Origin of the sequence: Empedobacter sp. GD03797 (assembly GCF_029842105.1) — a bacterium.
Lineage (GTDB): Bacteria > Bacteroidota > Bacteroidia > Flavobacteriales > Weeksellaceae > Empedobacter > Empedobacter falsenii_C.
On sequence record NZ_JAOCFS010000014.1, the window covers coordinates 24,371 to 50,654 of the forward strand.

Consider the following 26,284-nt stretch of genomic DNA (forward strand, 5'->3'; position numbering starts at 1 on the left):
TGATAAGAACTTTGGGCTTTGTAATTTTGTGGAGCTATGGGGATATTATTATTAATGATATTGGTTAGTGTCTCTTTGGGGGCAGTTTTCCTTCTATTATTCTTTATGGGATATAAAAAGGGACAGTTTGACGAAGATGAATCTCCAGCAGTGAGAATGTTAAAAGATGATAAAAAAACACAAGATAAAATCGACTCATAATGCAAATGCAGACTTTTAGTTACGACAATAAGATCGTAAAGTATTTTCTTTATGCCACATTGTTTTGGGCAGTTATGGCATTTTTCTTTGGAGTATTGGTTGCAACTTTGTTGTTTTTTCCTACGTTACCAGAATACATCTTCGGATCGGATGATGGTACAATTGGAGGGAATATTCAAGGTTTAATCAACTCGCAAGGAACACTTGGTTTTGGTAGATTAAGAATGATACACACAACATTTGCGGTATTCGCCTTTGTTGGGAACTCTTTCTTTACTGGAGCTTATTATTCAATGCAAAGATTGTTGAAAACCAGAATGTACAGCGACGTTTTAAGCTGGATCGTTTTCTGGGGATGGCAATTATTTATTGTATTATCATTTGTTACATTTATCTTAGGATACAACACTTCTAAAGAGTATGCTGAGCACGAATGGCCAATTGATATTTTAATCGCGCTAGTTTGGGTGTTGTTCGGAGTACAAATGTTCTTAACAATTGCTAAACGTCGTGTACGTCACTTGTACGTAGCTATTTGGTTCTACATCGGAACTTGGGCAGCTATTACAATGCTACATGTATTTAATAACTTAGAAATTCCAGTGACTTTTAACTTAACAGCTCCAAAGTCTTACTCATTATATTCTGGAGTTCAAGACGCGTTAGTACAATGGTGGTACGGACACAATGCCGTAGCATTCTTCTTAACAACTCCTATTTTAGGATTAATGTATTACTTTGTACCAAAAGCAGCAAATAGACCTGTATTCTCATACAAGTTATCTATTGTTCACTTCTGGTCATTGATTTTCATTTATATCTGGGCTGGACCTCACCACTTGATTTATACAGCATTACCTGGTTGGGCACAAGCATTAGGAACAGGTTTCTCAATTATGCTAATTGCTCCATCATGGGGAGGTATGTTAAATGGGTTATTGACGTTACGTGGAGCTTGGGATAAAGTAAGAGAAAATCCAATCTTGAAATTCTTCGTAGTTGCTTTAACTTGTTATGGTATGGCTACCTTCGAAGGACCGTTATTAGCAACAAAAACTTTAAATAAAATTGGTCACTTTACAGACTGGGTTCCTGCTCATGTACACGTAGGTACTTTAGGATGGAATGGATTTATCGCTTTTGGTATGATCTATTACTTAGTACCAAAGTTATTTGGAACTAAATTAGCATCTGTTAAGATGGCTAATACACACTTCTGGATTGGTACTTTCGGTATCTTATTCTGGGTAATTCCTATGTATGTTGCAGGTTGGACACAAGGTTTAATGTGGAAACAATTCGCAGCTGACGGAACATTAGAATATGGTAACTTCTTACAAACAGTTACAATTCTTAAACAATGGTTATATCCATTACGTGCATTTGGAGGAACATTATATTTGATTGGATCAATTTTAATGGTTATTAATGTTTGGAAAACTGTAAAATCAGGAAGCTTTATTGCGAATGAAGAAGCAGAAGCTCCTGCATTAGCACCAAAAACAGCTTCACGTACACAAGGAGAAGGAGTACACTCTTGGATGGAAAGAACTCCTATGGTTTTAACAATTGCTGCTGTATTAACTTTAGCTGTTGGTGGTTTAGTAGAGATTGTACCTACAATTGTAGTAAAATCTAACGTACCTACAATTTCAAGTGTAAAACCATATACACCTTTAGAGTTAGAAGGACGTGATTTATATATTAGAGAAGGTTGTAACGCTTGTCACACTCAGATGATTCGTCCGTTTAGAGACGAGGTAAAACGTTATGGAGAATACTCTAAAGCAGGAGAATTTGTTTACGATTATCCATTCTTATGGGGATCAAAAAGAACAGGTCCAGACTTGCACCGTGAAGGAGGTAAAAATCCAGACGCTTGGCATTACAAACACATGTGGAATCCACGTTCTACATCAGACGGATCTATCATGCCTCGTTACCCATGGTTAATTGAAAATAAATTAGACCGTGAGTTAACGCGTGATAAAATGAAATCTATGGTTGCATTAGGAGTTCCTTATGAACAAGAAGATTTTGATAGTATGCAAGTTTCTATGAACAAACAAGCATTAGCGATCGAAACAAGTATCTTTAAAGATGCTAATGATTTGAAAGACTTATATGCTAAAAAAGAAGCTGAAGCTAAAGCTGAAGGAAAAGAGTTTGTTCCGTTAAGAGACCGTGAGATTACTGCATTAATTGCGTATTTACAACGTTTAGGAACAGATATCAGTGCTGAACAAGTAGAGACAGCGAGTAACTAATGTTAAAATATTATAAAGAATTCCTTTCTCAGTATGAGTATGCATCTTTGTTGCAGATATTTATCCTAATAGGATTTATGGCAATCTTTATAACAGTATTTGTTAAGGTTATGAAAAAACCAAAAGATTTTTATAAAGATAACGAGTCTGCAGCTTTAGATTTAGAACCAGAAGAGAACGAAAAAAATAATACAAAATGAGACAACGTACCCCGGCCTATATATTTATCCCATTAACGCTATTAGCTATAATCTTAGCGTTTACAATGGTTACGCCAGTAGATGTGGTGCCAGAACCAGGTTTTCAAGGAATGGTAAACAATTTACTTGAACATTTAAAACATGTGTTCGCACAAGGAATTTTCTGGGCAGTATTAGCAATTGCAACGGTAATGCTTTTAATTATTAATGCTTTGAACAAAGTAATCGAAGCAGAAAGATTCAAAAGATTATCAGAAGTAGAACAAGCACAGTATTTAGAAGAAGGAAAAATAGGTTATTTCAAACGCTTATTTAGTTCAGCTGCTAAAAAACAATCAGACGAAGAAGAAGAATCTATTATCTTAGATCACGGTTTTGACGGAATCAAAGAGTTAGACAACGCTTTACCACAATGGTGGTTATCATTATTCTACTTTGGTGTAGTATTTATGGTAGTTTACGTAATGGCATATAGCTTCACAGACTTTGCTCACATGGACAAAGAATACGAAGAAGAAATGGTTTACAAAGATGCGCAAGATAGTATTTGGGCAGTTGCAAATGATATTGATATCACAGGAGCTGTAAACAAGTCTAACGATCCTGCAATCGTAGAACAAGGTAAAAAAATCTTTGAGCAAAACTGTACACAATGTCACATGGAAGGTGGTAAAGGAGGTATTGGACCAAACTTAACGGATGATTACTGGGTGAATCATGTAGAAGATAGTTTGTTCAAAAATATCTATCACATTGTTTACAATGGATCTCCTCACAATCCTCAAATGCGTGCATTTGGTCAACGTAAAGAGTTATCTGGATTAGCAATTGAGAAAGTAGCTTCTTATGTTTATTACATCAACCAAAAAGAACCTACGAAAACAGTTGCAGAAGGTGCAGCTGCTCCTCAAGGTGACTTAATGGAAGCATGGAAACAAAAGTAATTGATTAAATAATTACAACAAATATCATATTGAAAGAGAGCTTATTTATAAGCTCTCTTTTCTTTTTTAGTCGTAAATTTGTATATATTTAAAATTCACTAAAATGAGTGTTCAAAATTCTGACCCAAAAGATGAATTTAATTTAGACGATTATTTGGATGATAACAGCCAAATGAACGAAGATGTTCGTAGTTCCATTGGAACCATGGAGCGAACCGGAGAACGTAAATGGGTTTATCCTAAAAAACCAAAAGGTAAGTTTACAAACTATAGGACGTATGTAAGTTATGTATTGTTAGCAATATTAATCTTAACACCTTTCTTTAAATTACCTAATGGAAATCCATTGTTCAAATTTGATGTTTTGCACAGCCAATTCATCTTATTCGGATTTCCGTTCTTTACATCCGATTTCTTCCTTTTAGCTTTAGGAATGATTACGACAATTATTTTCATCGTATTATTCACCATGGCTTATGGTCGTTTGTTCTGTGGATGGGTATGTCCGCAAACAATTTTCTTGGAAATGGTTTTCCGAAAAATAGAATACGCCATAGAAGGAGATAGAGCAAAACAAATTAGATTAGATAAGCAAGATTGGGACGAAGAAAAAATTCGTAAAAAATTATTAAAATGGACCATCTTCGCGATCATTTCATTTATCATCGCCAATGTATTCTTAGCTTACATTATTGGAGCTGATGCGTTGTATGATGTGATAAAAGAAGGACCAGCAGAAAATATTGGAACATTGGTTGGATTAGTTTTCTTCTCAGCAATGTTTTATTTCGTATTCGCATGGTTTCGCGAACAAGCGTGTACATTGGTTTGTCCTTACGGACGTTTCCAAGGTGTATTAATTGATTCGCATACAATCAATGTAACATACGATTTCAAACGTGGTGAAGGAACAGCTGGTCGAGCAAAATTTAAAAAGAACGAAGATCGTAAAGCAGAAGGAAAAGGAGATTGTATTGACTGTGGTCAATGTGTTGTTGTTTGTCCTACTGGAATTGATATTCGTAACGGAATCCAATTAGAATGTGTTAACTGTACAGCTTGTATTGATGCGTGTGACGAAGTAATGGAAAAAGTTGGTTTACCAACAGGATTGATTCGTTATGCTTCGGAAGATGATATCAAACGTGGCGAAAAATTCAAATTCACAAAACGATTAGCTGCTTATACATTTGCTTTATTATTATTAATTGGAGCAATGACAGCTTTCTTGTTCTCTCGTTCTGATGTAGAATCTAAATACCTTAAAGTTCCTGGGACAGATTACAAGGTAGAAGGCAAATACTACGTTAATCAATTCGAGTATACATTGTACAATAAAACAAATGCAGACCAAATTGTAACTGTTCAATTGCTATCTCACAAAAACTCAAAAGTAGAAATGTACGAAGGCGAGAATAAATTGAACATGGAAAAAGGTCAAATCATCCAAGGAAAATTCTTCTTGAAAATTCCAATGGATGAAGTAAAATCGTACAAAGAAAAAGTCGTGATTGGATTAGTCAATCAAAAAGGAAAAGTAATCGATAAATACGAAACGAGCTTCTCAGCTCCATTCAAATATTAATCATATGAAGTTAAATTGGGGACATTATGTAGCAATTGCTTTGGGATGTTTTATGATATTCATTCTATCGTTGTTATATTTTGCAGGAGATACAGGCGGAATGGTAACCGAGGATTATTACGAAAAAGAAATTCATTTTCAGGATGAAATAAATGCTGAAAAACGTGCAAATGCTTTGGCAGAAAAACCAGAAGTTATTGTACAAGCAAATGGATTTTTATTTCAATTTCCAGCGACTACTGCTGCCGATTTTAAAGGAGATATTTTTTTGATGCGTAATGATGACGAAACAAAAGATGTCAAAATGCCGATTAAATTATCTGATAAAAAGAATTTTTTAGTACCATCTGTTAAGTTAATTGACGGAGAATACGAATTAACTTTAAGCTGGAAAGAAAATAATCAAACTTATTTGATTAAAAAGTCCATTCGATGGATTTCACAATAGTTATCATAGCATTATCCATAGGTCTTACATCGTCCCTGCATTGCGTGGGGATGTGCGGACCTATTGCTTTATCTTTGGGATTAGAATCTCAAAACAAACTAAAATTTACACTTCGTAATTTGACTTATCAATTAGGACGTGTAACCACTTATACAATTTTAGGTGCAATTTTAGGATTGATTGGCGAATCATTTTCATTTGTTGGATTACAAAATTATCTAAGTATTTTGATTGGAGTTTTGATGATTATTATGGTCATGATTCCAAAATTTTACGAAAATGGTGCTACACAACTTCGTCCTGTAAACGCCTTGATGATAAAAGTAAAACTCTCTCTTGGTAAATTCTTAATCAAGAAAGATTCTTCCTCTCTTTATATAGTTGGTCTATTAAACGGACTTTTACCTTGTGGAATGGTTTATGCTTCACTTACAGCAGCCATTGGTTTAGGATCAGTTTACAAAAGTGCACTATTCATGTTTTTCTTCGGACTTGGAACGTTGCCTTTGATGTTTGCAACCGTTTTATTTGGTAATTTTTTATCAGTGAAACAGCGTCAAACGATCTTAAAAATCTTACCAATTATCACACTTATTTTGGGTGTGTTATTTATCCTTCGCGGATTAGAATTAAACATACCTTTTATCTCGCCAGCCAAAGAAGCACTTCAGCTAAATGGAATGGATGAGCATTGTATGTAGATTTTATTGAATAAATGTATTTTCTTAAAGATGTGAAAAAATATTACATTTGATTTTGTATTCAAAACAAAATGGACAAGTATACATTTCAGCAGTTCGTTTCCGCCATTGGGATTTTCATCGTGATTTTGCTTGCCCTATTTTTGGTTACGGTAAAGACCAAGCACAAATTATCCAACTGTTTGCTTGCGTTTTTTCTTTTTACAAATGCGGTTGACGCTATTAAGTTTTTACAACATGGATTTCCGATCAACCATATCAACCTCGAAGCTTTTCGTTGGACTTTTGTCTATTTGTTTTCGGCAACGTTTTACCTTTATGTGTTGTCTGTTTGTTACACCAATTTTCGCTTAAAAGCCAAGCATTTACTGCACCTTATTCCGTTTTTAGCGTTTACAGCATTTATAATGTGGGGAATTATTTTTGTGGATAAACCCGCGAAAATAAAATTTATAAACAACATGGGCGATATGCCGCTTTGGCAATTTTTCCTCATTCTTTTTGAAGTGCTGTTTCAAGTCTATTTCATTGCTTCATTTTGGGTGATTAGAAAAGCTAAAACGGTGTATCTTGAGAATTACGCAAACCCTGACATTTCTAAACTTGATGCCCTTTACAAAATAACAATGCTTTATTACGTTTTGCATTTTATCGTCTTGATAAGATGGCTGGTAACATTTATTTTTGGTTGGGGTAAGGTTGAACTTCGGGATTGGATTGTTTGCCTTGATGGACTCGCTTTTCTGTTTTGTACCTGTTGGTATCTATTTGTGGCGTTAAACAATCCCGATTTCTTCCGTGGAGTGAATTCGGATTTAAAACCGATTAAAGAAGTCGTTTCCGAAGAAAAACCGAGTCCCGAAATTAATGCGGAGAAAAATGCCACAATCGAATCTTTAAAAGATTTTATGCTTAAAAATGAGCCTTATTTGGATTCATCTTTAACGATTCAGAATCTGGCGGAGCAAGTCAAAATGCCTGTGAAAGATTTATCGGCTTTGATTAATCTGTACATGGACAAACATTTTTTTGATTTTATTAATGAATATCGAATCGAGAAAGCCAAAGAAATTTTAAGAGACCCATCCAAAAAAGACTTGACAATTTTAGAAATTCTTTATGAAGTAGGCTTCAATTCCAAATCATCGTTTAGTACTTCATTCAAAAAATACACAGGTACAACGCCGACCGATTTTAGGAAAAATGCGAAATAATTGGTAGTACTTTCCAAAAAATGAGTTCGACTTTTTTTAGTCGGTCGTGTATTAAAGCATTTTGACGCAGTTTTGCAGAAAAATAATTAATATTGAATATGAATCACAATCAAATGGTTTCACTTATGAAAAATGCAATCCTTTTCCTTTTTCTGATTTTTTCAAGCTTCACTTATGCTCAAAATGTCAATGAAAAAATCAAATCTTTAGAGAATAATTTAAATGCTTGGGACAAGACTAAAACTAAAAAAACGACCTTAAAAGAGCGAATGGATTTTTACGAAGTCAATGCCGTAAGTATTGCTGTCGTTAAAAATTACAAAATTGAATGGACAAAAGCTTACGGTTTTGCAGATGTCACGGAGAAAAGACCAGCAAGCACGAATACACTTTTTCAGGCAGCGTCAATTAGTAAATCGTTTAACAGTTTGGGAGTTCTAAGGTTAGTCGAAGCCAAAAAATTAAATCTGGATCAGGATATTAACACTTTTTTGAAAACTTGGAAATTTCCATACGATTCAATTTCAAAAGGGAAAAAAATCAACATCGCTCAATTGTTAAGTCATACAGCTGGACTTTCTGTCAGCGGTTTTGGCGGTTATGAAAAAGGACAAGCTTTACCGACGATTACTCAAATTTTGGATGGCGCTAAACCTGCAAATTCTAATACCGTTCGTTCGATTTTTGAGCCTGGTCTCAAGTTTCAATATTCAGGCGGTGGCACGACTGTTTCTCAATTAATTGTTGAAGATGTAACTGGCGAAAAGTATGCAGATTATATGCTGAAAAATGTATTGCAACCTTTGGGAATGACGCAAAGTTCGTTCAATCAACCACCATCATCCGACAAGCAAAATCTTTTAGCGACGGGTTACAATGGAAAGGTAGAAGTTGTTGGTAAATACCATATCTATCCCGAACAAGCTGCGGCAGGTTTGTGGACCAATCCGACAGATTTGGCGAAATACATCATCGAAACTCAACTGTCTTTACAAGGAAAATCCAATAAGATTCTTTCAAAAGAAATGTCAATAAAAAGACTTGATAACAATTTAGGCGTATTTGTTCAAGATTATAACGGTACAAAATACTTTGGTCACAGCGGTGGAAATGAAGGATTTGTTTGTCATTACATTGGAAGTTTGGAAGATGGAAACGGTGTGGTTGTGATGACCAACGGTAGAAATATGCAGCTAATCAATGAAATTGTTTCAAATATTGCCTATCAAAATCATTGGAAAAATTATCCTTTTGAACCCATAAAAGAATCAATTTCGTTAACAATTAAAAAAGTCGCCAATCAAGACATTGATAAAGGCATTGAACTTTACAAAAAATTGAAGCTAACCAATCCAAACGATTACAATTTTTCGGATGCAAGAGAACTGAATACTTTGGGCTACGAGTTTTTAAGAAATAACAAAATTGATGAAGCTATCAAGATTTTCACTTTGAATATTAATCAGTTTCCAACTTTGGCAAATGCGTACGATAGCCGTGCGGAAGCTTATTTCGATAAAAAAGATTACGCTGCTTCGAAAGCTGATTATCAAAAAGTATTGGAGCTGGAACCAACCAATCAAAACGCAAAAGAAATGATTTCAAAAATTGAAAAAGAATTGAAGAAGTAGATCATTATGAAAATACATAATTTCACAAAAAATATCGGTTTCCTTTTCCTTTTTCTGATTTTATCAAGCTTCACTTTCGCTCAAAATGTCACCAAAAAAATCGATTCCTTAATGACAAAATCTTACGAAAGAGGTTTGTTCAATGGAAATGTTTTGGTTGCAAAAAAAGGAAAAATCATCTATCAAAAATCCTTTGGCTTTAGCGACGAAACAAAGAAAACGCCCTTAACGAAAAACTCAATTTTAAACTTTGGTTCTATTGCAAAAGAATTTAATGCAGTTGCGATTATGATTTTGGTGGAACGTGGTCAACTCAATCTTGACGACCCGATTTCGAAATACAATTTGGATTTGCCAAAATGGTCCGAAAAAGTAACGACAAGGCATTTGATTAATTATTCCAGCGGAATTCCCAGAATAGAAAACGGGCTAATAGTCCCGAAAAACGATGAAGAGGCTTGGAAGATCTTGAAAAAAACGGATACCTTATTATTTGAGCCTGAAAAGGATTACCGATACGATAATGGCAATGTTTTTTTGCAAAGAAGAATTATTGAAAAAATAACAGGAATGACTTTTCAAGATTTTGTCACGAAAAACATTATCAAACCTTTAAAAATGACTAATTCCGTGTTTGATGCAAAAGCAGACTACAAAAATCGAACATCTTGCTACGATATGGATAATAAACGTTGTCCAGAAATGGAGTTTATCAGCGGTTGGCTTTGGATGGACACCAATGATATGTACAAATGGCTTGATGCGATGGATCATAATCGTTTGATTACCCGAAAATCTTTTGAAACATTATTGAATAATCCTTACACAAAAGACCATCAAGGTGGATCCTTTGGAGATTATTTTGGAGAAGAAGAATTGCAACGTCACAATGGTGTTTCCTACAAATTTGAATCGCTGGTGTTAAATGATATGAAAAACGATGTTGTTATCATTTTAGCGTCCAACAATCGGAATAAAGTTTGGGATTTAGGACATATTATTCGTGATATTATTCTGGGGAAATCTTTTGAAATTCCTAAAAAGTCGGTTTACCAAGCTTTAAGAAAAGAAGCACAAACTGATGTGAACAAAGCGATTGAAAGTTATTACCAACTAAAGAAAACTTCCGAAAAGGAATACAGTTTTGAAAATCCAACTGAACTCAATACTTTGGGTTACGAATTATTAAGAGCAGGCAAAATTAACGAGTCTATAAAAATATTTCAACTGGTTGTAAAAGAGTTCCCAAATAACGCCAGTGTTGCCGATAGTTTGGGCGAAGCTTATCTTACTAACAAGCAATACGATTTGGCTTTAGAATGGTACAACAAAGCCATCAACCTTGGCGGAACCAACGGCAATGCCGAAAGAATGATTGAGAAAATTATAGCGTTAAAAAACTAAAAATTGATTTCTCAAAATATTTAATTCAAATCACTCGAAGCCTTATCAAGCGTTCTAAATCTTGACAAGGCTTTCATTAAAATCCAACTTTCATCCTTACAAAATAAATTGTACTTTTAATTTAATGAAATGTAATTAACGCGATGAAGTTCAAATCAGAATATATAGGAATTATTTTAGGAGCATTGTATGGTTTGCTTTTTCGGTTGGTAATAGGTGATAATTCATATAGTATATTTGATAGAGGTCTATTAACCTATACTTTTCTTTTCGGAATTCCAATTGTTATTGGAGTAGTTCCGATTTTGTATTCTTCTACAGAAATTTATAAATCAAAATTGAAACAATTTTTTTATCCAATAATTACAGTTGTAATTTATATTATAACGAGCTTAATGACAGGGATTGAAGATTTGGTTTGTGGATTAATATTGGGATTTCCAGCTTTAATAGTTGCAGGAATTGCGGGATTAATTTGTGGGAGCAGAACAGCAGAAAGAGAAAATGATAAAAAACTATACTCAATTTTATTATTACCGTTGTTTTTATTTCCAATTGAAAATGTTTTTCCTGATAAAAGTGAATTGTTTACTACAGAAAGTTCTATTGTTGTGAATAATCAACCCGAAAATATTTTTCCTAATTTGATTGAAGTCAAAGAAATAAAGCAAGATGAATATAAAGATGGATTTTATCAATTTATTGGTGTTCCGCGCCCAATAAAATCGACATCATTTATAGAAAATAATCAATTGGTTCGTATCGGAAAATTTACAGATGATTTGGAGTTATTTGAATATGTTACTGAATTGGAAGAGAACAAATATGTAAATTTCAAAATAGATATTTCAAAGTCTAAACTTCGCCAAAAACCAACTGATCAACATGTGTTGAAAGGAAATTATTTTAAGTTTGAAAATATAAATTATCGTTTAGAAAAAATAAATTCAACGCAAACAAAAATTACACTTTCTTGCGAATATCAAATAAATTCTAAATTAAATTGGTACGGAAACTTTTGGGCAGAAAGTATTATTCATGATTTCGAAAAACGATTATTACAATCTCTAAAACTCAAATTAGATTCTCATCAATAAATCCAACTTTCATCCTTACAAAATAAATTGTATTTTTGACGTTATCACTATATGTAGTGTAACTAAATAAACGTCAAAATGATAACACAATTAAGAGGTAAATTAATCGAGATTTATCCAACAAATGCTGTAATAGATTGCAATGGTGTCGGATATTGGGTCAATATTTCATTGAATACGTATTCTACTTTAGAACACGAAGAGTTGGTTACAATTTTTACACATTTAATTGTCCGAGAAGATGCGCATATACTTTATGGATTTGCAACAAAATTAGAACGAGAAATTTTTCAGAAATTAATTAGTGTTAACGGTGTTGGTCCAGCTTCTGGAATGATGATTATTTCGACACTTTCTTCCAAAGAAATTGCAACAGCAATCGCTCAAGAAGATGCCAAATTATTGCAAAGTGTAAAAGGAATTGGTGCTAAAACTGCGCAAAGAATCATTATTGATTTGAAAGATAAATTGGATCAAAGTTTAATATTAGATGTTAATTCTACTTCGGTTAAAAATAAATCTAAGAATGAAGCGTTATCTGCTTTAGAAGTTTTAGGAATTCCTAAAAAATCTGCAGAGAAAATTATGGACAAAATCCTACAAGATCAACCAGATGCAGACGTGGAATTCTTAGTAAAAGAAACCTTGAAGAAAATTTAATGAAGATTCATAACGAACCAAAAACTATTCGTAAAGGCTCTACTATAGCGGCTTTGTGTTTCCTTTTTGCAATGGGAACTATGAGCGATGTTATGGCTCAGGAAAGTGATACGCTTAAGTTTCCTATCCGAGATCAAAAAGGTGGATTGTTTTTAGATAATCAAATAAAATACGATGTACAATATGATGCGATAAAGCGTCAGTATATTTTATATCCTCAAATTGGAACAAGTTTAGTTTCCGAACCTATCTATTTGACACGTCAAGAATACCTGACTTTGGTTCAGAATCAAGACATGAAAAATTATTTCCGAGTAAAATCTCAAACCAACGATCAATACTATCGTGAAGAACGTTTTGGAGATAAGGAAGGGAAAAAGGAAGGAAGTATTTTACCAAGTTTTAAAGTAAAATCGAAAGCTTTCGAAACTATTTTTGGTGGATCAGAAATCTCATTGATTCCGCAAGGTTATGCAAATTTAGAATTGGGTGTTTTCTTGCAAAAGATAGACAATCCAATGTTGTTACCGCAAAACCGTCAAACGCTTACAATGGATCTTAACCAGCGTATGCAATTGAGTATTTTGGGGAAAGTCGGAGAAAATCTTCAGATGAAAGTGAATTATGATACGCAAGCTGGTTTTGGCTTCGAAAATCAAATGAAACTTCAATGGAGAAAGGCTTTAGGGAATAAATTGGATCCATTTGGAGGAGAAGATGATATCCTACAAAATATAGAGGTTGGTAATATTTCGATGCCACTTAGTACTTCGTTGATTACAGGTGCGCAATCACTTTTTGGAGTTAGAACAGATCTTAAATTCGGTCGTACAAATGTATCGGCTGTCTTTTCAGAACAACGTTCGGAGTCTAAAAATATCGTGGTTCAAGGTGGTGGTGTGATGACAGATTTTAAAGTCGCTGCCGAAAAATATGAATACAATAGACACTTTTTCTTAGGCCAATTTTTTAGAGATCGTTATGATAAAGCGCTAGAAAATTATCCTGCGATTAATAGTAATATCAACATTAGTAATATTGAGGTTTGGAAAGTCGATAAATCTGGAGGAAATCAGCAGAATAGACGTGCTATCATTGCTTTGCGAGATATTGCAGAAGGTGATACAGCTCCTCAAAATGGTAATAATAAGTTGTATGAAGAAATCTTAGATAAAAAATTCACTAAAATTAGTGATGCGAGAAGCTTCTTAAATACTCATGAATTTAATGGAGAGCAATTTCAGGATGGAGAAAACTTTATCGTTAATGAAAATGTTCGAAAACTTGATGCTTCCGAATTCACTTTCTATCCAAAATTAGGATACATTTCCTTGAATACGCCTTTGGTTGATGGTGAAGATTTGTTAGCGGTTTCGTTTCAATATTCGTTAAGCTCTGATCCGACAAAATTATACAAAGTTGGACAGATGTCGAGCGAGACAGATAAACCAATTATTGCGAAATTAATCAAACCAAATTCTGCTGTTAATGTCGCTTCGCCAATGTGGGATTTGATGATGAAAAATATTTATTCGTTAAATGCTTATGGTGTTTCGAGTGAAGATTTCTTGATGAATATTAATTTCAAAGATAATGGTAAAGAATCATCGGGAACATTAAATTATTTACCAAATTCTGCTGTTTCAGAACAATCGTTATTACAAGTTCTGAATATGGATAGATTAAATTCGAACGGACAATTACAACAAAATCCTGACGGAAGTAAAGGAGATGGTTTGTTCGATTTTCAATCAGGATTAACTATTGATACAGAAAGAGGAAATATTATTTTCACTTCAGTTGAGCCTTTTGGTAAATATTTGAGCAATAAATTACAAGGTCAAAATCAAGAATACGTTTTCAATCAAATTTATCGTCAATTACCAAATACACTTTCTGGCGAAAAATTAGCCAATCGTTATACATTAGAAGGTCGATACAAAGGAACGGTGACAGACGGTATTCCGTTGGGTGCTTTCAACGTGCCACAAGGTTCTGTTAAGGTAACTTCTGGTGGAGCAACGTTGACAGAAGGCGTAGATTATACGGTAGATTATCAGTTGGGTCGTGTAAAAATCATCAACGAACAATTGAAAAATTCTGGAGCACCAATTAATGTATCTTTAGAAAATCAATCAACATTTAATTTACAGAAAAAACGTTTCATGGGAATTAATGTCGAGCATAAATTTAGTGATAAATTGATGTTAGGCGGAACTTTAATTAATTACCAAGAACGTCCAGTTACGCAAAAAACACAATTTGGTTCAGAACCTGTGAACAACACAATTTTTGGACTTAATACACAATATAACTCAGAAGCTGAGTGGTTAACTCGTTTAACAAATAAAATTCCGGGAATCAAAACTGATCAAATGTCGAACATTAGTGTTCAGGCAGAAGCAGCTTATTTGATGCCAGGAATGAACAAGGTTACGGGAGGTTATTCTTATATAGACGATTTCGAAGATGCACAATCTCGCATTAGTTTATTAGATGTTGGTTCTTGGAAATTTGGATCAACACCAGGAAAACCTGCTGGATATTCTGCCTCTGGTTATCACCCGTTCTTCCCGAATGGAATGAAAAATGACGATTTATCATTCAACAATGGTCGTCGTATGTTATCGTGGTACACGATTGATCCTCGTTTTTATGGAATGGGAGGAAGTTCACCTTTAACAGATCAACAAATGTCAACGCATATGGCGCGTCGCATTAAGTTAAAGGAACTTTTTGATCAACGTGATGTAATGGCTGGTACAAATTCGTATATCAGCACATTAGACATGACATTCTATCCGCAAGAACGTGGACCTTATAACGTTAATCCAAATGCAGTAGACACGAAAAATTGGGGAGCAATTATGCGTCCTATCTCAGTTTCTAACTTCAAAGATTCAAATGTGGAATACATCGAGTTTTGGATGATGGATCCTTATGCAGATGGAAAAGGTGGAGAAGGAGAGTTATTGGTACATTTAGGAAATGTTTCGGAAGATGTCTTAAAAGACGGAGAAATGATGTACGAAAATGGATTACCTCATTCTAATAATGGTGTTCAAGTTGTTGAATCAAAATGGGGGAAAACACCTCAGTTAAATCCAATTTTATATGCTTTTGATACAGATGGAGCTGCCCGAAAACAACAAGATTTAGGGTACAATGGATTAACAGATGAGGAAGAAGCGCAGCGTTATGGAATAACGAGTAATAATTTGGTTACAGGAGAATTAGATCCTGCGAATGATAATTATTTATTCTTCTTAGATGATCGTTTCAGAGGAGCATCAATTGGGAATACAGTTCAAGATCGTTACCGTTATTTCAGAAATCCACAAGGAAACAATTCAACCGATAATCCTTTACATGCATCATCTTTAACTCCAGATACTGAAGATATTAATGGTGATTTCAATTTAGATCAAACAGAAAACTATAATCAGTATACGTTAAAAATTAACCGTCAAACGTTAGAAGATCCAAACAATAAATTTATTGTTGCAAGAAAAACGGTTCAAGGGGAATTTCCTGACAAAACGAAACATGATGTTAAATGGTATCAAGTTCGAATTCCTGTTGATAACTTTGATTTAGATCTTGACGGAGATGGAGTAGAAGAGTTAAACAATGATGCGTCTATTGCACAAGCAGAAAGCGTATTAACAGCTGCTCGTTTTATGCGTATGGTGATGCGTGGTTTCGAAGAAGAAACAACAATTCGTTTTGGTACGTTTGATTTAGTTCGTTCTGAATGGCGTCGTTATACCAAAAATGTTTATCCTTTAATGGCTGCTGGAAATCAAGAAGGAACTGAAGAAGATAAAAATATCGATGATTTAGAAGTCGGTGAGGTTAGTATCGAACGAAATGGTACAGATCGTCCTCGTTATATGATTCCTCCTGGAGTATATCGTGAACAAACGCAAGGTGCAACAGGTATTCAATCTCAGAATGAAGCTTCGATGACTTTGAAAGCGAAGTTTAAATTAGGTAGTACTTCAAAAGCTATTTTTAAGAATACAAATTTAGATTTGCGCCGATACAAAAAATTACAAATGTTTGTATCTGCTCAAAACTTATTAGATAGAGCGTCAAATGCAATTGATAATGGTACAAAATTATTTATTCGTGTAGGTAGTGATTATACAGATAACTACTACGAATATGAAATGCCGTTGAAATATACGCCACAAAGTTCCGCAACAGAAAGCACAGTTTGGCCTGATGAAAACTTTATCGACTTGAATACAGATTTGTTTACAGATGCTAAAAAACAAAGAGATGCTATTGATTTTAATACATTGCAACGTTTCAATTTTGCTTTCGATCAAGAGAATCCAAATAAAACGATTTACGTAAAAGGTCGTCCAACATTGGGGAATGTATCTTCGATCATGATTGGGGTTCGTAATACATCTGGACCTACTGATAAAGAGGTTTTACTTTGGGTGAACGAACTTCGTTTGAGCGAAATTGATAACCAAGGAGGTTATGCAGCTTCTGCAAATGTGCAGTTCAATTTAGGTGACTTTGCAAATGTACAAGTTTCTGGAAGTACAAGTTCTGTAGGTTTTGGTGCTATCGATCAAGGTCCTGCAAATCGTAATCAGGACGAATCATTACAATACGCGTTGAATGCACAAGTAAAATTAGACAAATTCTTACCAAAGAAATGGGGAATGGAAATTCCATTCGATTTTACAATTCAGGAAAGTTTTGTCGATCCAAAATATAATCCATTAGACAACGATATTATTTTTGATGAAGCGCCTAATAAAGCCGAATTAGAAAAAGTTGTTCGTACTTATACGCAGTTCAAAAGTTTTGCTTTTAACAATATTCGAAAAGTTAGATCTACAAATAACAACAATCCTGTTCGTTTCTATGATCCTTCTAACTTCTCAGTTTCAATGATGTATTCAGATAATTATTACCGTGATATTTATACGCAATACAATGTAAATCAGCAATTAAGAGCATCGATTAATTATAATTTCGGATTTAGAGGAAAATCGTACGAGCCTTTCAAAAAATGGCGTGCGGTTCAACCAAAAGAGGAATCAGGAAAATATTTACAATTTATTCGCGAATTTAATGTGAATCCTTTGCCAACACGTTTCTCTTTCCGTACAGAGATTGCGCGAACGTATAGTGAAAGACAATATCGCGATATCAGTCAATATTTAGGAGGAGGAAGTTCTTCGAGCTTAATTCGTCCGACATATAGTAACAATTTCTTGTTCAATTGGCAATATAATTTAGGTTTTGATTTGACGAAATCGTTGCGTTTAGATTTAACATCTTCGACAATGACGTTGAATGATGGAACAACTTTCCAGCGTGCAGATCAAGATATGATTTGGCAAAATATGTTCACAATTGGACGTCCAGTTCAATACGATCAACAATTTCAGGTGAATTATAAATTACCTTTAAAATTCTTCCCATATCTCAATTGGATGAATGTTGAAGCAGGATTTACATCGAATTATAACTGGGTTGCAACTTCTACTGCTTACAGAAATTTTGAAGTAGACGGAAGACCTGTTAATTTAGGAAATGGAACAGCTCAAAACTCGAATTCGATCAATTTGATGGGAGATTTAGATTTCACGAAATTCTATCCAGAGTTTAAAGGTTACAAACGTTACGATTCTATTTTAAAAGGACGCCGAGCAGAAATAGATTCGTTGAATACAGTTTATACAAATTTATTCGCTAAAAAACGTCGAACAAATAAGAAATCAGCTTATAAATTCAAACATAAATTTACAGCAAAAGATTATGGTTGGATGGTTTTATCGTCACTAAAACGTGCTAATTTTACATTTAATCAAACAAATGGAGCCGTAATTCCAGGATTATTGTACGAGCCAGGTTTCTTTGGTGTTGATGGTAAAAATGGACCAAGTTTAGGCTTCGTTTATGGAACACAATTCGATATCAAACGACAATTGGTTGAAAGAGGATTGATTGTAGGAGATGAATTGATGACGGATGCGTATCAAATAACAAAAGGTTCTGATTTTAATGGAACTGCTTTGATTGAGCCTATTCCTGATTTACGAATTGATTTGAGTGCAAAACGTACAAAAGATCGTCGTATTTATCATTCAGGATTCAATTTAGCAGTCGAAAATCCATACATTGATGAATTAGCAAATCTTAATATTTCGACCGTAAATATCAAAACAGCTTTCAAAGATGGAGATGCAATTTTTGAGCAATTCCTAACAAATACTAAAACTATTTCTGAGCGATTAGCACAAAAAAGAGGTAGCGGAAATAAAGATGGATTGGGTTATTACGAAGGATTTAATGCAAGAAGTTCTGACGTTCTTTTACCAGCCTTTTTAGCGGCGGTACAAGGAAAAGATGCAGGTTCGTCTAAGTTAGGATACAATCGTTCTATTCCGGTTCCGAACTGGCGCGTAACGTACACAGGATTGAAATCTGTTCCAATTATCAATAAATATTTTGATAATGTTGAGATTTCGAGTTCATATAATTCGACGTATACAACAACAGGAATTCAGTCGAATCCAAACTTCATGTTAGATACAGGAATTATGGGTGGCGGACAAGTGACTGGTAAAGATGAAAACGGAAATTACTATACACAGAATTTATATGGAGCCGTTACCATGATCGAATCTTTCTCGCCATTGATTGGAGTAGATTTAACATTCCGTAACAGTATGCAATTGCGTGCGCAATATAACAGAGATCGTTTGTTATCATTAAGTACAACAAATTATACGTATACAGAAGATTATGGATCTGAATATATTGTTGGATTTGGGTATATCTTCAAAGATTTCAAAATGAAAATTCGTTACCAAGGAAATCAGAAAACAATCAAAGGAGACTTAAATATTCGTGGAGATTTTTCTTTAAGAGATAATCAAACAACAATTCGAAAAGTAATTTATAACTTTGATGACGTACAAAATCCAAACGTACCAACAAGTATTTATGGAGATTCGCAAATTACAGGTGGACAGCGAATTATGACGTTTAAGTTGACAGCAGATTATAACGTGAGTAAGAATTTGAACTTGAGATTCTATTGGGATCAGATGATGAGTAAATATAAAATTTCAACAGCTTTTCCAATTTCTCAAATTCGTGCCGGATTTAGTGCTACCTTTACATTCGGAAATTAAAAAACAATAAAACAAACATTATGAGCATTCCAAACAATTTAAAGTACAGTAAAGATCACGAGTGGATTTCTGTAGAAGGAGACGTAGCAACAATCGGTATTACAGCTTTCGCACAAGGAGAGTTAGGAGATATTGTTTATGTTGACGTAGAAACAGAAGGAGAAACTTTAGGTCAAGAAGAAGTATTTGGAACAGTAGAAGCAGTAAAAACAGTTTCTGACTTATTTATGCCAATTAGCGGTGAAGTTGTAGAATTTAACACTGAATTAGAAGGTGAGCCAGAATTAATCAACACTGATCCTTACGGAAAAGGGTGGATTATCAAAGTAAAAATTGAAGATGCTTCTCAATTAGATGCTTTATTAGACGCAGCTGCTTACGGAGAATTAATCGGTGCATAAGACAAAAAAAATAATATTCTTTGCATATGTAACGTTGGTGTTTTATCTGACGCTACTTCCACAAGAAAATTTTTCGAAATTAAGTACAATCGAAGAATTAGGAATCTTTTTTAAGATTGATAATTTTGATAAAGTTGTACATTGTGGAATGTTTGGAATGATGACGATTTTGTTATTTGTCGCTTACAAAATAACAAATCTACGTTTGATGATAATTCCGTTTTTGGTAAGTTTTCTTATCGAAATTTTACAAGGCATTTTAACATCACTTCATCGTAGTTTTGATTTTGTCGATTTAATGGCAAACTTATCCGGAATCGCCCTCGCATATATTGCAATAACATATTATTTACAACATAAAAAAACTCAGTAGTATTACTGAGTTTTTTGTTTTAATCTATAATCAATTTTTCTTTTTCGCTACAATAGAGTAAACCATAGGGATTTTATTTTCTAAATGTTTTATTCTGTACTTTTTAGGCTCAAACTCGAATGTTTTGTTGAAGCAATTATATGGAGAATAGTCATATTCTTGAAATTGTTTAAGTTCCATACCATTATCAATTAAACTAGTTATAACTTCACTCATACTATGATTCCAAGTCACATAAGATTGTGAAATATCAGCGTTTCTGTCAGCATATGTTCCGTTTTCAGTTTCTATAATTGATTCAACATTAAAGTAATTATAACCTATTTTATCAAAGTTATCATCAAACATCCAAACTACAGGATGAAATTCAGCAAAAACAAATTTTCCGTTAGGTTTTAGAAATTTAGAAATTAATTTCCCCCATTGATCTAAATCTGGTAACCAAGTTATAGTTCCATAACTTGTAAAAATGATGTCGAATTGCTTATTTAAATGATTTTCTATATCATACAAATCACAGCAAATAAATTCAGCAGTTGAATTCGTATCAATTGCAATTTTTCGAGCACTTTCAATTGCTTTGTCAGATAAATCAATACCTATTACATTTGCACCTAATCTATTAAGAGAGATTGTGTCTTGTCCAAAATGGCATTGTAAATGTAAAATGGATTTTCCTTTTATATCTCCTAATAAATCTAATTCAATTGAGTTTAGAGATGTTGCCCCTTTTATAAATTCTTCAAGATTATAAAAATCAGATTTCAAGTGTGCTTCGGTTCTATTATTCCAAGATTGTTTATTGATTTCTATATAGTTTGTTTCAGGTGTCATTATTTAATATTTTAGTTATTTCATCAATTCCTCTGGAATATCACAAATCGGAATTGGAACCATTTTATGTTGGTTGATACGATTTAATCTCGAATAAATTTCGAAAACTTCTTTTTCTCTTCCTTCAAATTCATCTGCAGTTTTTCCAGCTTCTTTCGCTTTCATCGCCCATTCTAATTCATCGTAATTTGCTCCCAATTGATCTTCATCCGAACGATCATCGCCAAACAAACCATCAGTTGGTTTTGCTTTTTGAATATCTGTATTAATGCCTAAAAACTCAGCAATTTTATACACTTCCGATTTCATTAAATCAGCAATTGGACTAAGATCTACACCGCCATCACCGTATTTCGTATAAAAACCAACACCAAAATCTTCGACTTTATTTCCTGTTCCTGCAACCAAATAATTGTGTAAACCAGCAAAATAATACAATGTCGTCATACGCAAACGAGAGCGTGTATTGGCCAACGCTAAATTCACTTTATCCGTCGTTTCCGTTTCTGGTAAAGCCGAAACCATTGCGTCAAAAGTTGAAGTTAAATCAACTTCTATTGAGTCGATAGGCGAAGAAAATTTATTGTTTAACCATTCGATATGACGTTTTGCACGATCAGCTTGATTCTTTTCTTGATGAATTGGCATTTCTAAGTTTAATAAAGGATAACCTGTCATCGCACATAATGTAGAGGTTACAGCTGAATCAATTCCGCCCGAAATTCCAATCACAAAGCCTTTTTGGTGTGCTGTTTCCAAATAATCTTTCAACCAAGAAACAATATATTCTACAACTTTTTCAGTTTGCATAGTTTAATAATTTATTTCAAAGATAGCAGATTATGAAAAAAATTAGGGTTGAAAATACTACAGATTATTTTACTATTTTTGTTAGCTAAATAACCAAGCAATGAAATTTGTATATGGCTTAGCTTTTGCGAGTTTAATTTTATTTACTGCGTGCAAAAAAGAAAAATCGTGGGAAGTGGATGTCAAAGAACAAAATGTTCAGTTGAATATTCATGATATCAGTCAAGATTTTTTTAACGATTCGATTCCTTTAGCGACTTTACGAAAAGATTATCCTTTCTTTTTTGATGCAAAAACTGCGGACGATGTTTGGGAAAGTCAACGTCGTAATAAAGAAGAATTGAGTATTTATGGACGATCTCGAAAGGTTTTTGGAGATTTTAAAAACTTAAATCAATCGTTAACACCGATGTTTCAGCGTTACCAATTTTATTTTCCTGAATATAAAATTCCGACGGTTTATACTTATTCATCAGGTTTGCAAAATATAGATTATCCTGTGATGTTTAGTCAGCAATCTGGCTTGATGTTTATTGCGATGGATGCGTATTTGGGACCAAAGAACAAATTGTATGACAGCATTGGTGTAGAACGTTATTTGCGTACAAATTTAGATCTTAATCGTTTACCATCTCAAGCAGTTGATGCAATTGCGAATGATGTGGTTACATTTAGCCCAAGAAATCAATTATTTATTGATAAAATGATTTATGAAGGGAAGAAATTGATTTTGCAAGATGCATTGTTAACAGATACGCCGGACGAATATAAAGTTGGTTACACGCCAGAACAAATTCAGTGGTGTATTGAGAACGAAGGTCAAATTTGGAACTTTTTTGTAGAACAAAATTATGTATTCAGTTCAGATGCTTCTTTGGATAAACGCTTTTTAGCAATTAGTCCATTTTCTAAATTTAATAATGAAATTGAGCAAGATTCTCCAGGAAGAATTGCGGCTTGGATTGGTTTGCAAATTATTCGTCAATACATGAAAGAGAATCCTAAGGTAGAATTGAAAGCTTTATTAGATGATATGGATGGTCAAAAAATATTCAAAGATTCTAAATATAAGCCAGCTTTAGAAAGTAATAATTCAACAAATTATACAACAAAAACAATTGATGGTAAAGTTTACCATTTTGTGAAATAAACTAATAATTAGAAGTTATGAGAACAACAAATATTACAGTAGAGATTGAATTGGACGAAAATCACGTGCCAGAAAAAATGACTTGGAATGCACCAGACGGTGGAATTAGTCACGAAGAAACAAAAGCAATGTTACTTTCTGTTTGGGATGATAAAGCAAAAGAGGCTTTGCGCATCGATTTGTGGACAAAAGAAATGACACAAGATGATATGAAACGTTTCTTTCATCAAATTTTAATTTCGATGTCTAGTTCTTACGAAAGAGCAACAGAGGAAAAAGAAGTTGCAGAAAGAATCGCTGCTTTTGCAGAAGAATTTGCAATTGCTTCAAAAATTAAAGGTTAATTTACTGACCAAATAAAACTTTAAGTCGAATTTCGTAACATTTTGGTTAGAAATTCGACTTATTTTATATCTTTAATTTTCTGACAAGAATAGTCTATGAAACAATTATTTTTTACTTTACTATTTATTACTTCTCTTTCTTCGTTTGCCCAAGAAGAATGGACAATTGAAAAGTGTATTGAGTATGCTTCGAAAAATAATTTGACTGTTCAGCAGAATACCATCAACCAAGAAATTTTCAATAAAAATTTAGAGTTAACCTACAATGCATGGTTGCCAACGGTTTCGGGTTATGTAGATACTAACTTTACAATCGGAACGTATAATCCAACAATAGAAAAGGGATATTATCAATTTGCGCATTCATTTGGCGTACAATCGAGCATTAATATTTATAGTGGTGGAGTTGTTCAATTGAATAAAGACAAAGCTGCTTTGGAATTGGAAGCGTCGAAAGTGCAAACTGCAATGACGATAAATGATATTTCGTTGCAAGTAGCGAATTATTATTTAGCGGTTTTATTGAACAAAGAATTGAAACAAGTTGCAGTTGGAAATCTAACTATTTCGAAACAATTATTAGATCAAAATCAAAAAAAGTTCAAAGCTGGAACTGTAGCTCAATCTGTTGTTGCACAATCTGAATCTGAAGTCGCGACAAATACACGTGAAGTGGTAAATGCACAAATCGAAATAGAGCGTGCATTGTTCAATTTAGCGATGTTGTTACAATTAAATGATTACCGAAATTTTGCTGTAACCGATGTGAAAATTCCAGATAATGTTACGTCTCAATTGTATAATTTGGATGATGTGGTGGAAACAGCTTATCAAAATCAGCCTTCTGTAAAACATGCCGAATTGCAAATTGATGTTGCTGCGAAAGAAACTCAAATTGCGCGAACTTCATTATTTCCAAAAGTGACAGGAAGTTTCAATTTCGGGACAAATTATCTGCAATATTTTAACAAGAGATTACGCCAAGATGCGTTATTAGAGCAATTAGGACATAATGTAACGGGCGTTTTTGGAGTTGGTGTGTCTATTCCAATTTGGAATCAATATTCCTATAAAATTAATATTCAGAAAGCATTAATCAACGAGGATTTAGCAAAAGTTGATCTTCTACAATCGAAACAAGAGGTGTTGAAAAACGTTCAGTCTGCATATTTCGAAGTAAATAGTTCTTATGCGTCATACGATTCGTCGAAAGAAGCGGTAAAATATGCGAAAATTTCATACGATTTTGCGCAAAAATCTTACAATGCTGGAGTTATTAATCAATATGATTTTAACCGTTCGCGTAATGACATGATGGTGGCAGAATCGCAAATGTTACAAGCGAAATACAACTATATTTTCAAACAAAAAGTATTAGATTTCTATGCTGGCGTTCCAATTACGTTGGAAGAAAAATAGAGGTTTAACTATTTTAATAACCTTTTTTTGATATAACTTATTTCTAGATTTTTTAAATTTAGAAATGATAAATATTCAAGATTATATAAAAAGTTTTTTGTCTCACTTTCCAGAAAATTCAAATCAGCAACCTTGGGAAATTGTAGATAATTTAGAAGAAATTCTTACGAATAAAATTCAGCAACTATCTGATGATTATAGGATCGAAGGTAATGTTGCGATTCATAAATCTGCAACTGTAGAGAAAGGAGTTACACTAAAAGGAACAATTATTATTTCAGAAAATTGTTTTATCGGAGCGCATGCGTATTTACGTGGACCAATTTTTCTTGCGAATTCGGTTATTGTTGGTCCGGGATCAGAAGTAAAACAAGCAATTCTTTTTGAAAAATCTGCAATAGCGCATTTCAATTTTGTTGGAAATAGTTTAATTGGTGAAAATGTAAATTTTGAAGCTGGTTCTATTTGTGCGAATCATTACAATGAACGTATTGATAAAAATATTTCTGTAAAAGTCAATGATCAAATTATTTCAACTGGTGTAACGAAATTTGGAGCTTTGGTAGGAGACGATTCAAAAATTGGAGCAAATGCAGTTCTTTCTCCAGGAACTATTTTAGAACAAAATTCTATTGTGAACAGATTAGAATTGGTCAAACAAATCGATTAAAGCTAATTATTTTCTCCATTTCTGATAGAAAATCATCTTATCAAACATAAATCATCTAACTTTCGTGATGTATCTTTGCATCATGGCAACAATCTTAAATTTAGAAACTTCAACAAAAAATTGTTCAGTTTCGATTGCTAAAGATGGCGTTCAACTATGTTTGGTTGAAGAAAGTGATGAAAATTATGCACATGGCGAAAAACTGAATCAGTTTGTGGATTGGTGTGTGGAAGGTGCGCAAATAAATTGGAAAGATATCGAGGCGGTTTGTGTTTCAAAAGGTCCTGGGTCTTATACAGGTTTACGTATTGGCGTTTCGTCTGCCAAAGGTTTTGCATATGGTTCTGATATCCCGTTGATGGCGATTAATTCGTTGCAAATTTTGGCGGAATCACAATTAAATCAAGAGGTTGATTATATCATTCCGATGATTGATGCAAGACGAATGGAAGTCTATACAGCTTTGTTCGATAAGCAAGGAAATCAGTTAACAGAAACCGAAGCGAAAGTAATCGACGAAACTTCTTTTGAAGAATTGAAAGGAAAGAAAATTATTTTTGTGGGTGATGGAGCAGAAAAATGTCAAGAAGTTTTAGCGCATTTGGATGCTACGTTTATACAAACTTTTCCATCGGCAAAAGATATGATTCGTGTTGCGGAAGAAAAATTTAACCAAAAGTCATTTGAAGATGTTGCGTATTTCGAGCCATATTATTTGAAGGATTTTGTGGCTGGAAAAAAGAAATCTGAATAAAATAAAAA

21 protein-coding genes are annotated in these 26,284 nt (G+C 33.6%); 19 read left to right on the top strand and 2 right to left on the bottom strand.

Annotated features, from left to right (window positions below; genetic code table 11):
* The first annotated feature begins 36 nt into the window (after positions 1–36).
* The 14 genes from ccoS to N5D90_RS10390 all read left to right on the top strand — a co-directional run bounded on the left by ccoS (position 37) and on the right by N5D90_RS10390 (position 20,295).
* Positions 37–201 (top strand): cbb3-type cytochrome oxidase assembly protein CcoS, encoded by a 165-nt coding sequence (gene ccoS / locus N5D90_RS10325; protein WP_280062395.1) that lies wholly within the window; start codon positions 37–39, stop codon positions 199–201.
* A complete protein-coding gene (ccoO, locus tag N5D90_RS10330; protein ID WP_280062396.1) occupies positions 201–2,468 on the top strand; it encodes a cytochrome-c oxidase, cbb3-type subunit II in 2,268 nt (755 codons plus the stop codon). The genes ccoS and ccoO overlap by 1 nt, the downstream gene beginning before the upstream one ends.
* Before the next feature lie 196 nt (positions 2,469–2,664).
* A complete protein-coding gene (locus N5D90_RS10335) occupies positions 2,665–3,612 on the top strand; it encodes a cbb3-type cytochrome c oxidase N-terminal domain-containing protein (RefSeq protein ID WP_280062397.1) in 948 nt (315 codons plus the stop codon).
* Positions 3,613–3,715: 103 nt separating this feature from the next.
* The gene (ccoG, locus tag N5D90_RS10340; RefSeq protein ID WP_280062398.1) at positions 3,716–5,197 is read left to right on the top strand and encodes a cytochrome c oxidase accessory protein CcoG; all 1,482 of its coding nucleotides are present in this window, start codon (positions 3,716–3,718) and stop codon (positions 5,195–5,197) included.
* 4 nt (positions 5,198–5,201) lie between these two features.
* Positions 5,202–5,645, top strand: coding sequence for a FixH family protein (locus N5D90_RS10345; RefSeq protein ID WP_038335014.1), 444 nt, complete (start codon positions 5,202–5,204; stop codon positions 5,643–5,645).
* On the top strand, positions 5,630–6,346 hold the full coding sequence (locus N5D90_RS10350; protein WP_125349890.1) for a sulfite exporter TauE/SafE family protein: 717 nt from the start codon (positions 5,630–5,632) through the stop codon (positions 6,344–6,346). Before N5D90_RS10345 ends, N5D90_RS10350 begins: the two co-directional genes overlap by 16 nt.
* 71 nt (positions 6,347–6,417) lie before the next feature.
* Entirely contained in the window at positions 6,418–7,560 is a 1,143-nt protein-coding gene (locus tag N5D90_RS10355; RefSeq protein WP_280062399.1) for an AraC family transcriptional regulator, read from the top strand.
* A gap of 125 nt (positions 7,561–7,685) precedes the next feature.
* The gene (locus N5D90_RS10360; protein ID WP_181816251.1) at positions 7,686–9,191 is read left to right on the top strand and encodes a serine hydrolase domain-containing protein; all 1,506 of its coding nucleotides are present in this window, start codon (positions 7,686–7,688) and stop codon (positions 9,189–9,191) included.
* Between the two features lie 111 nt (positions 9,192–9,302).
* On the top strand, positions 9,303–10,595 hold the full coding sequence (locus N5D90_RS10365) for a serine hydrolase domain-containing protein (protein WP_236688205.1): 1,293 nt from the start codon (positions 9,303–9,305) through the stop codon (positions 10,593–10,595).
* 143 nt (positions 10,596–10,738) lie between these two features.
* The gene (locus tag N5D90_RS10370) at positions 10,739–11,692 is read left to right on the top strand and encodes a hypothetical protein (protein WP_038335016.1); all 954 of its coding nucleotides are present in this window, start codon (positions 10,739–10,741) and stop codon (positions 11,690–11,692) included.
* Between the two features lie 78 nt (positions 11,693–11,770).
* A complete protein-coding gene (gene ruvA / locus N5D90_RS10375; RefSeq protein WP_038335017.1) occupies positions 11,771–12,352 on the top strand; it encodes a Holliday junction branch migration protein RuvA in 582 nt (193 codons plus the stop codon).
* Positions 12,352–19,521 (top strand): cell surface protein SprA, encoded by a 7,170-nt coding sequence (sprA, locus tag N5D90_RS10380; RefSeq protein WP_280062400.1) that lies wholly within the window; start codon positions 12,352–12,354, stop codon positions 19,519–19,521. The genes ruvA and sprA overlap by 1 nt, the downstream gene beginning before the upstream one ends.
* A 20-nt stretch (positions 19,522–19,541) precedes the next feature.
* Positions 19,542–19,922, top strand: coding sequence for a glycine cleavage system protein GcvH (gene gcvH, locus N5D90_RS10385; RefSeq protein WP_038335019.1), 381 nt, complete (start codon positions 19,542–19,544; stop codon positions 19,920–19,922).
* The gene (locus N5D90_RS10390; RefSeq protein WP_280062401.1) at positions 19,915–20,295 is read left to right on the top strand and encodes a VanZ family protein; all 381 of its coding nucleotides are present in this window, start codon (positions 19,915–19,917) and stop codon (positions 20,293–20,295) included. The genes gcvH and N5D90_RS10390 overlap by 8 nt, the downstream gene beginning before the upstream one ends.
* A gap of 30 nt (positions 20,296–20,325) precedes the next feature.
* Here the strand turns inward: N5D90_RS10390 and N5D90_RS10395 are convergent, their stop codons facing one another.
* Together N5D90_RS10395 and nadE are read right to left on the bottom strand one after the other, a co-directional pair.
* The gene (locus N5D90_RS10395; protein ID WP_280062402.1) at positions 20,326–21,129 is read right to left on the bottom strand and encodes a bifunctional 2-polyprenyl-6-hydroxyphenol methylase/3-demethylubiquinol 3-O-methyltransferase UbiG; all 804 of its coding nucleotides are present in this window, start codon (positions 21,127–21,129) and stop codon (positions 20,326–20,328) included.
* 15 nt (positions 21,130–21,144) lie between these two features.
* A complete protein-coding gene (nadE, locus tag N5D90_RS10400) occupies positions 21,145–21,939 on the bottom strand; it encodes an NAD(+) synthase (RefSeq protein WP_038335023.1) in 795 nt (264 codons plus the stop codon).
* Between the two features lie 100 nt (positions 21,940–22,039).
* Here nadE and N5D90_RS10405 point away from each other — a divergent pair, with 100 nt between their 5' ends.
* The 5 genes from N5D90_RS10405 to tsaB all read left to right on the top strand — a co-directional run bounded on the left by N5D90_RS10405 (position 22,040) and on the right by tsaB (position 26,276).
* The gene (locus tag N5D90_RS10405) at positions 22,040–23,089 is read left to right on the top strand and encodes a gliding motility protein, GldB (RefSeq protein WP_280062403.1); all 1,050 of its coding nucleotides are present in this window, start codon (positions 22,040–22,042) and stop codon (positions 23,087–23,089) included.
* Positions 23,090–23,106: 17 nt separating this feature from the next.
* The gene (gldC, locus tag N5D90_RS10410; RefSeq protein ID WP_038335027.1) at positions 23,107–23,433 is read left to right on the top strand and encodes a gliding motility protein GldC; all 327 of its coding nucleotides are present in this window, start codon (positions 23,107–23,109) and stop codon (positions 23,431–23,433) included.
* 96 nt (positions 23,434–23,529) lie between these two features.
* Positions 23,530–24,852 carry a TolC family protein gene (locus N5D90_RS10415; RefSeq protein WP_280062404.1) on the top strand — a complete coding sequence of 441 codons (1,323 nt, stop codon included), beginning with the start codon at positions 23,530–23,532 and terminating at the stop codon, positions 24,850–24,852.
* 64 nt (positions 24,853–24,916) lie between these two features.
* A complete protein-coding gene (locus tag N5D90_RS10420; protein WP_280062405.1) occupies positions 24,917–25,522 on the top strand; it encodes a DapH/DapD/GlmU-related protein in 606 nt (201 codons plus the stop codon).
* Between the two features lie 82 nt (positions 25,523–25,604).
* A complete protein-coding gene (tsaB, locus tag N5D90_RS10425; protein WP_038335034.1) occupies positions 25,605–26,276 on the top strand; it encodes a tRNA (adenosine(37)-N6)-threonylcarbamoyltransferase complex dimerization subunit type 1 TsaB in 672 nt (223 codons plus the stop codon).
* The last annotated feature ends 8 nt before the right edge of the window (positions 26,277–26,284 follow it).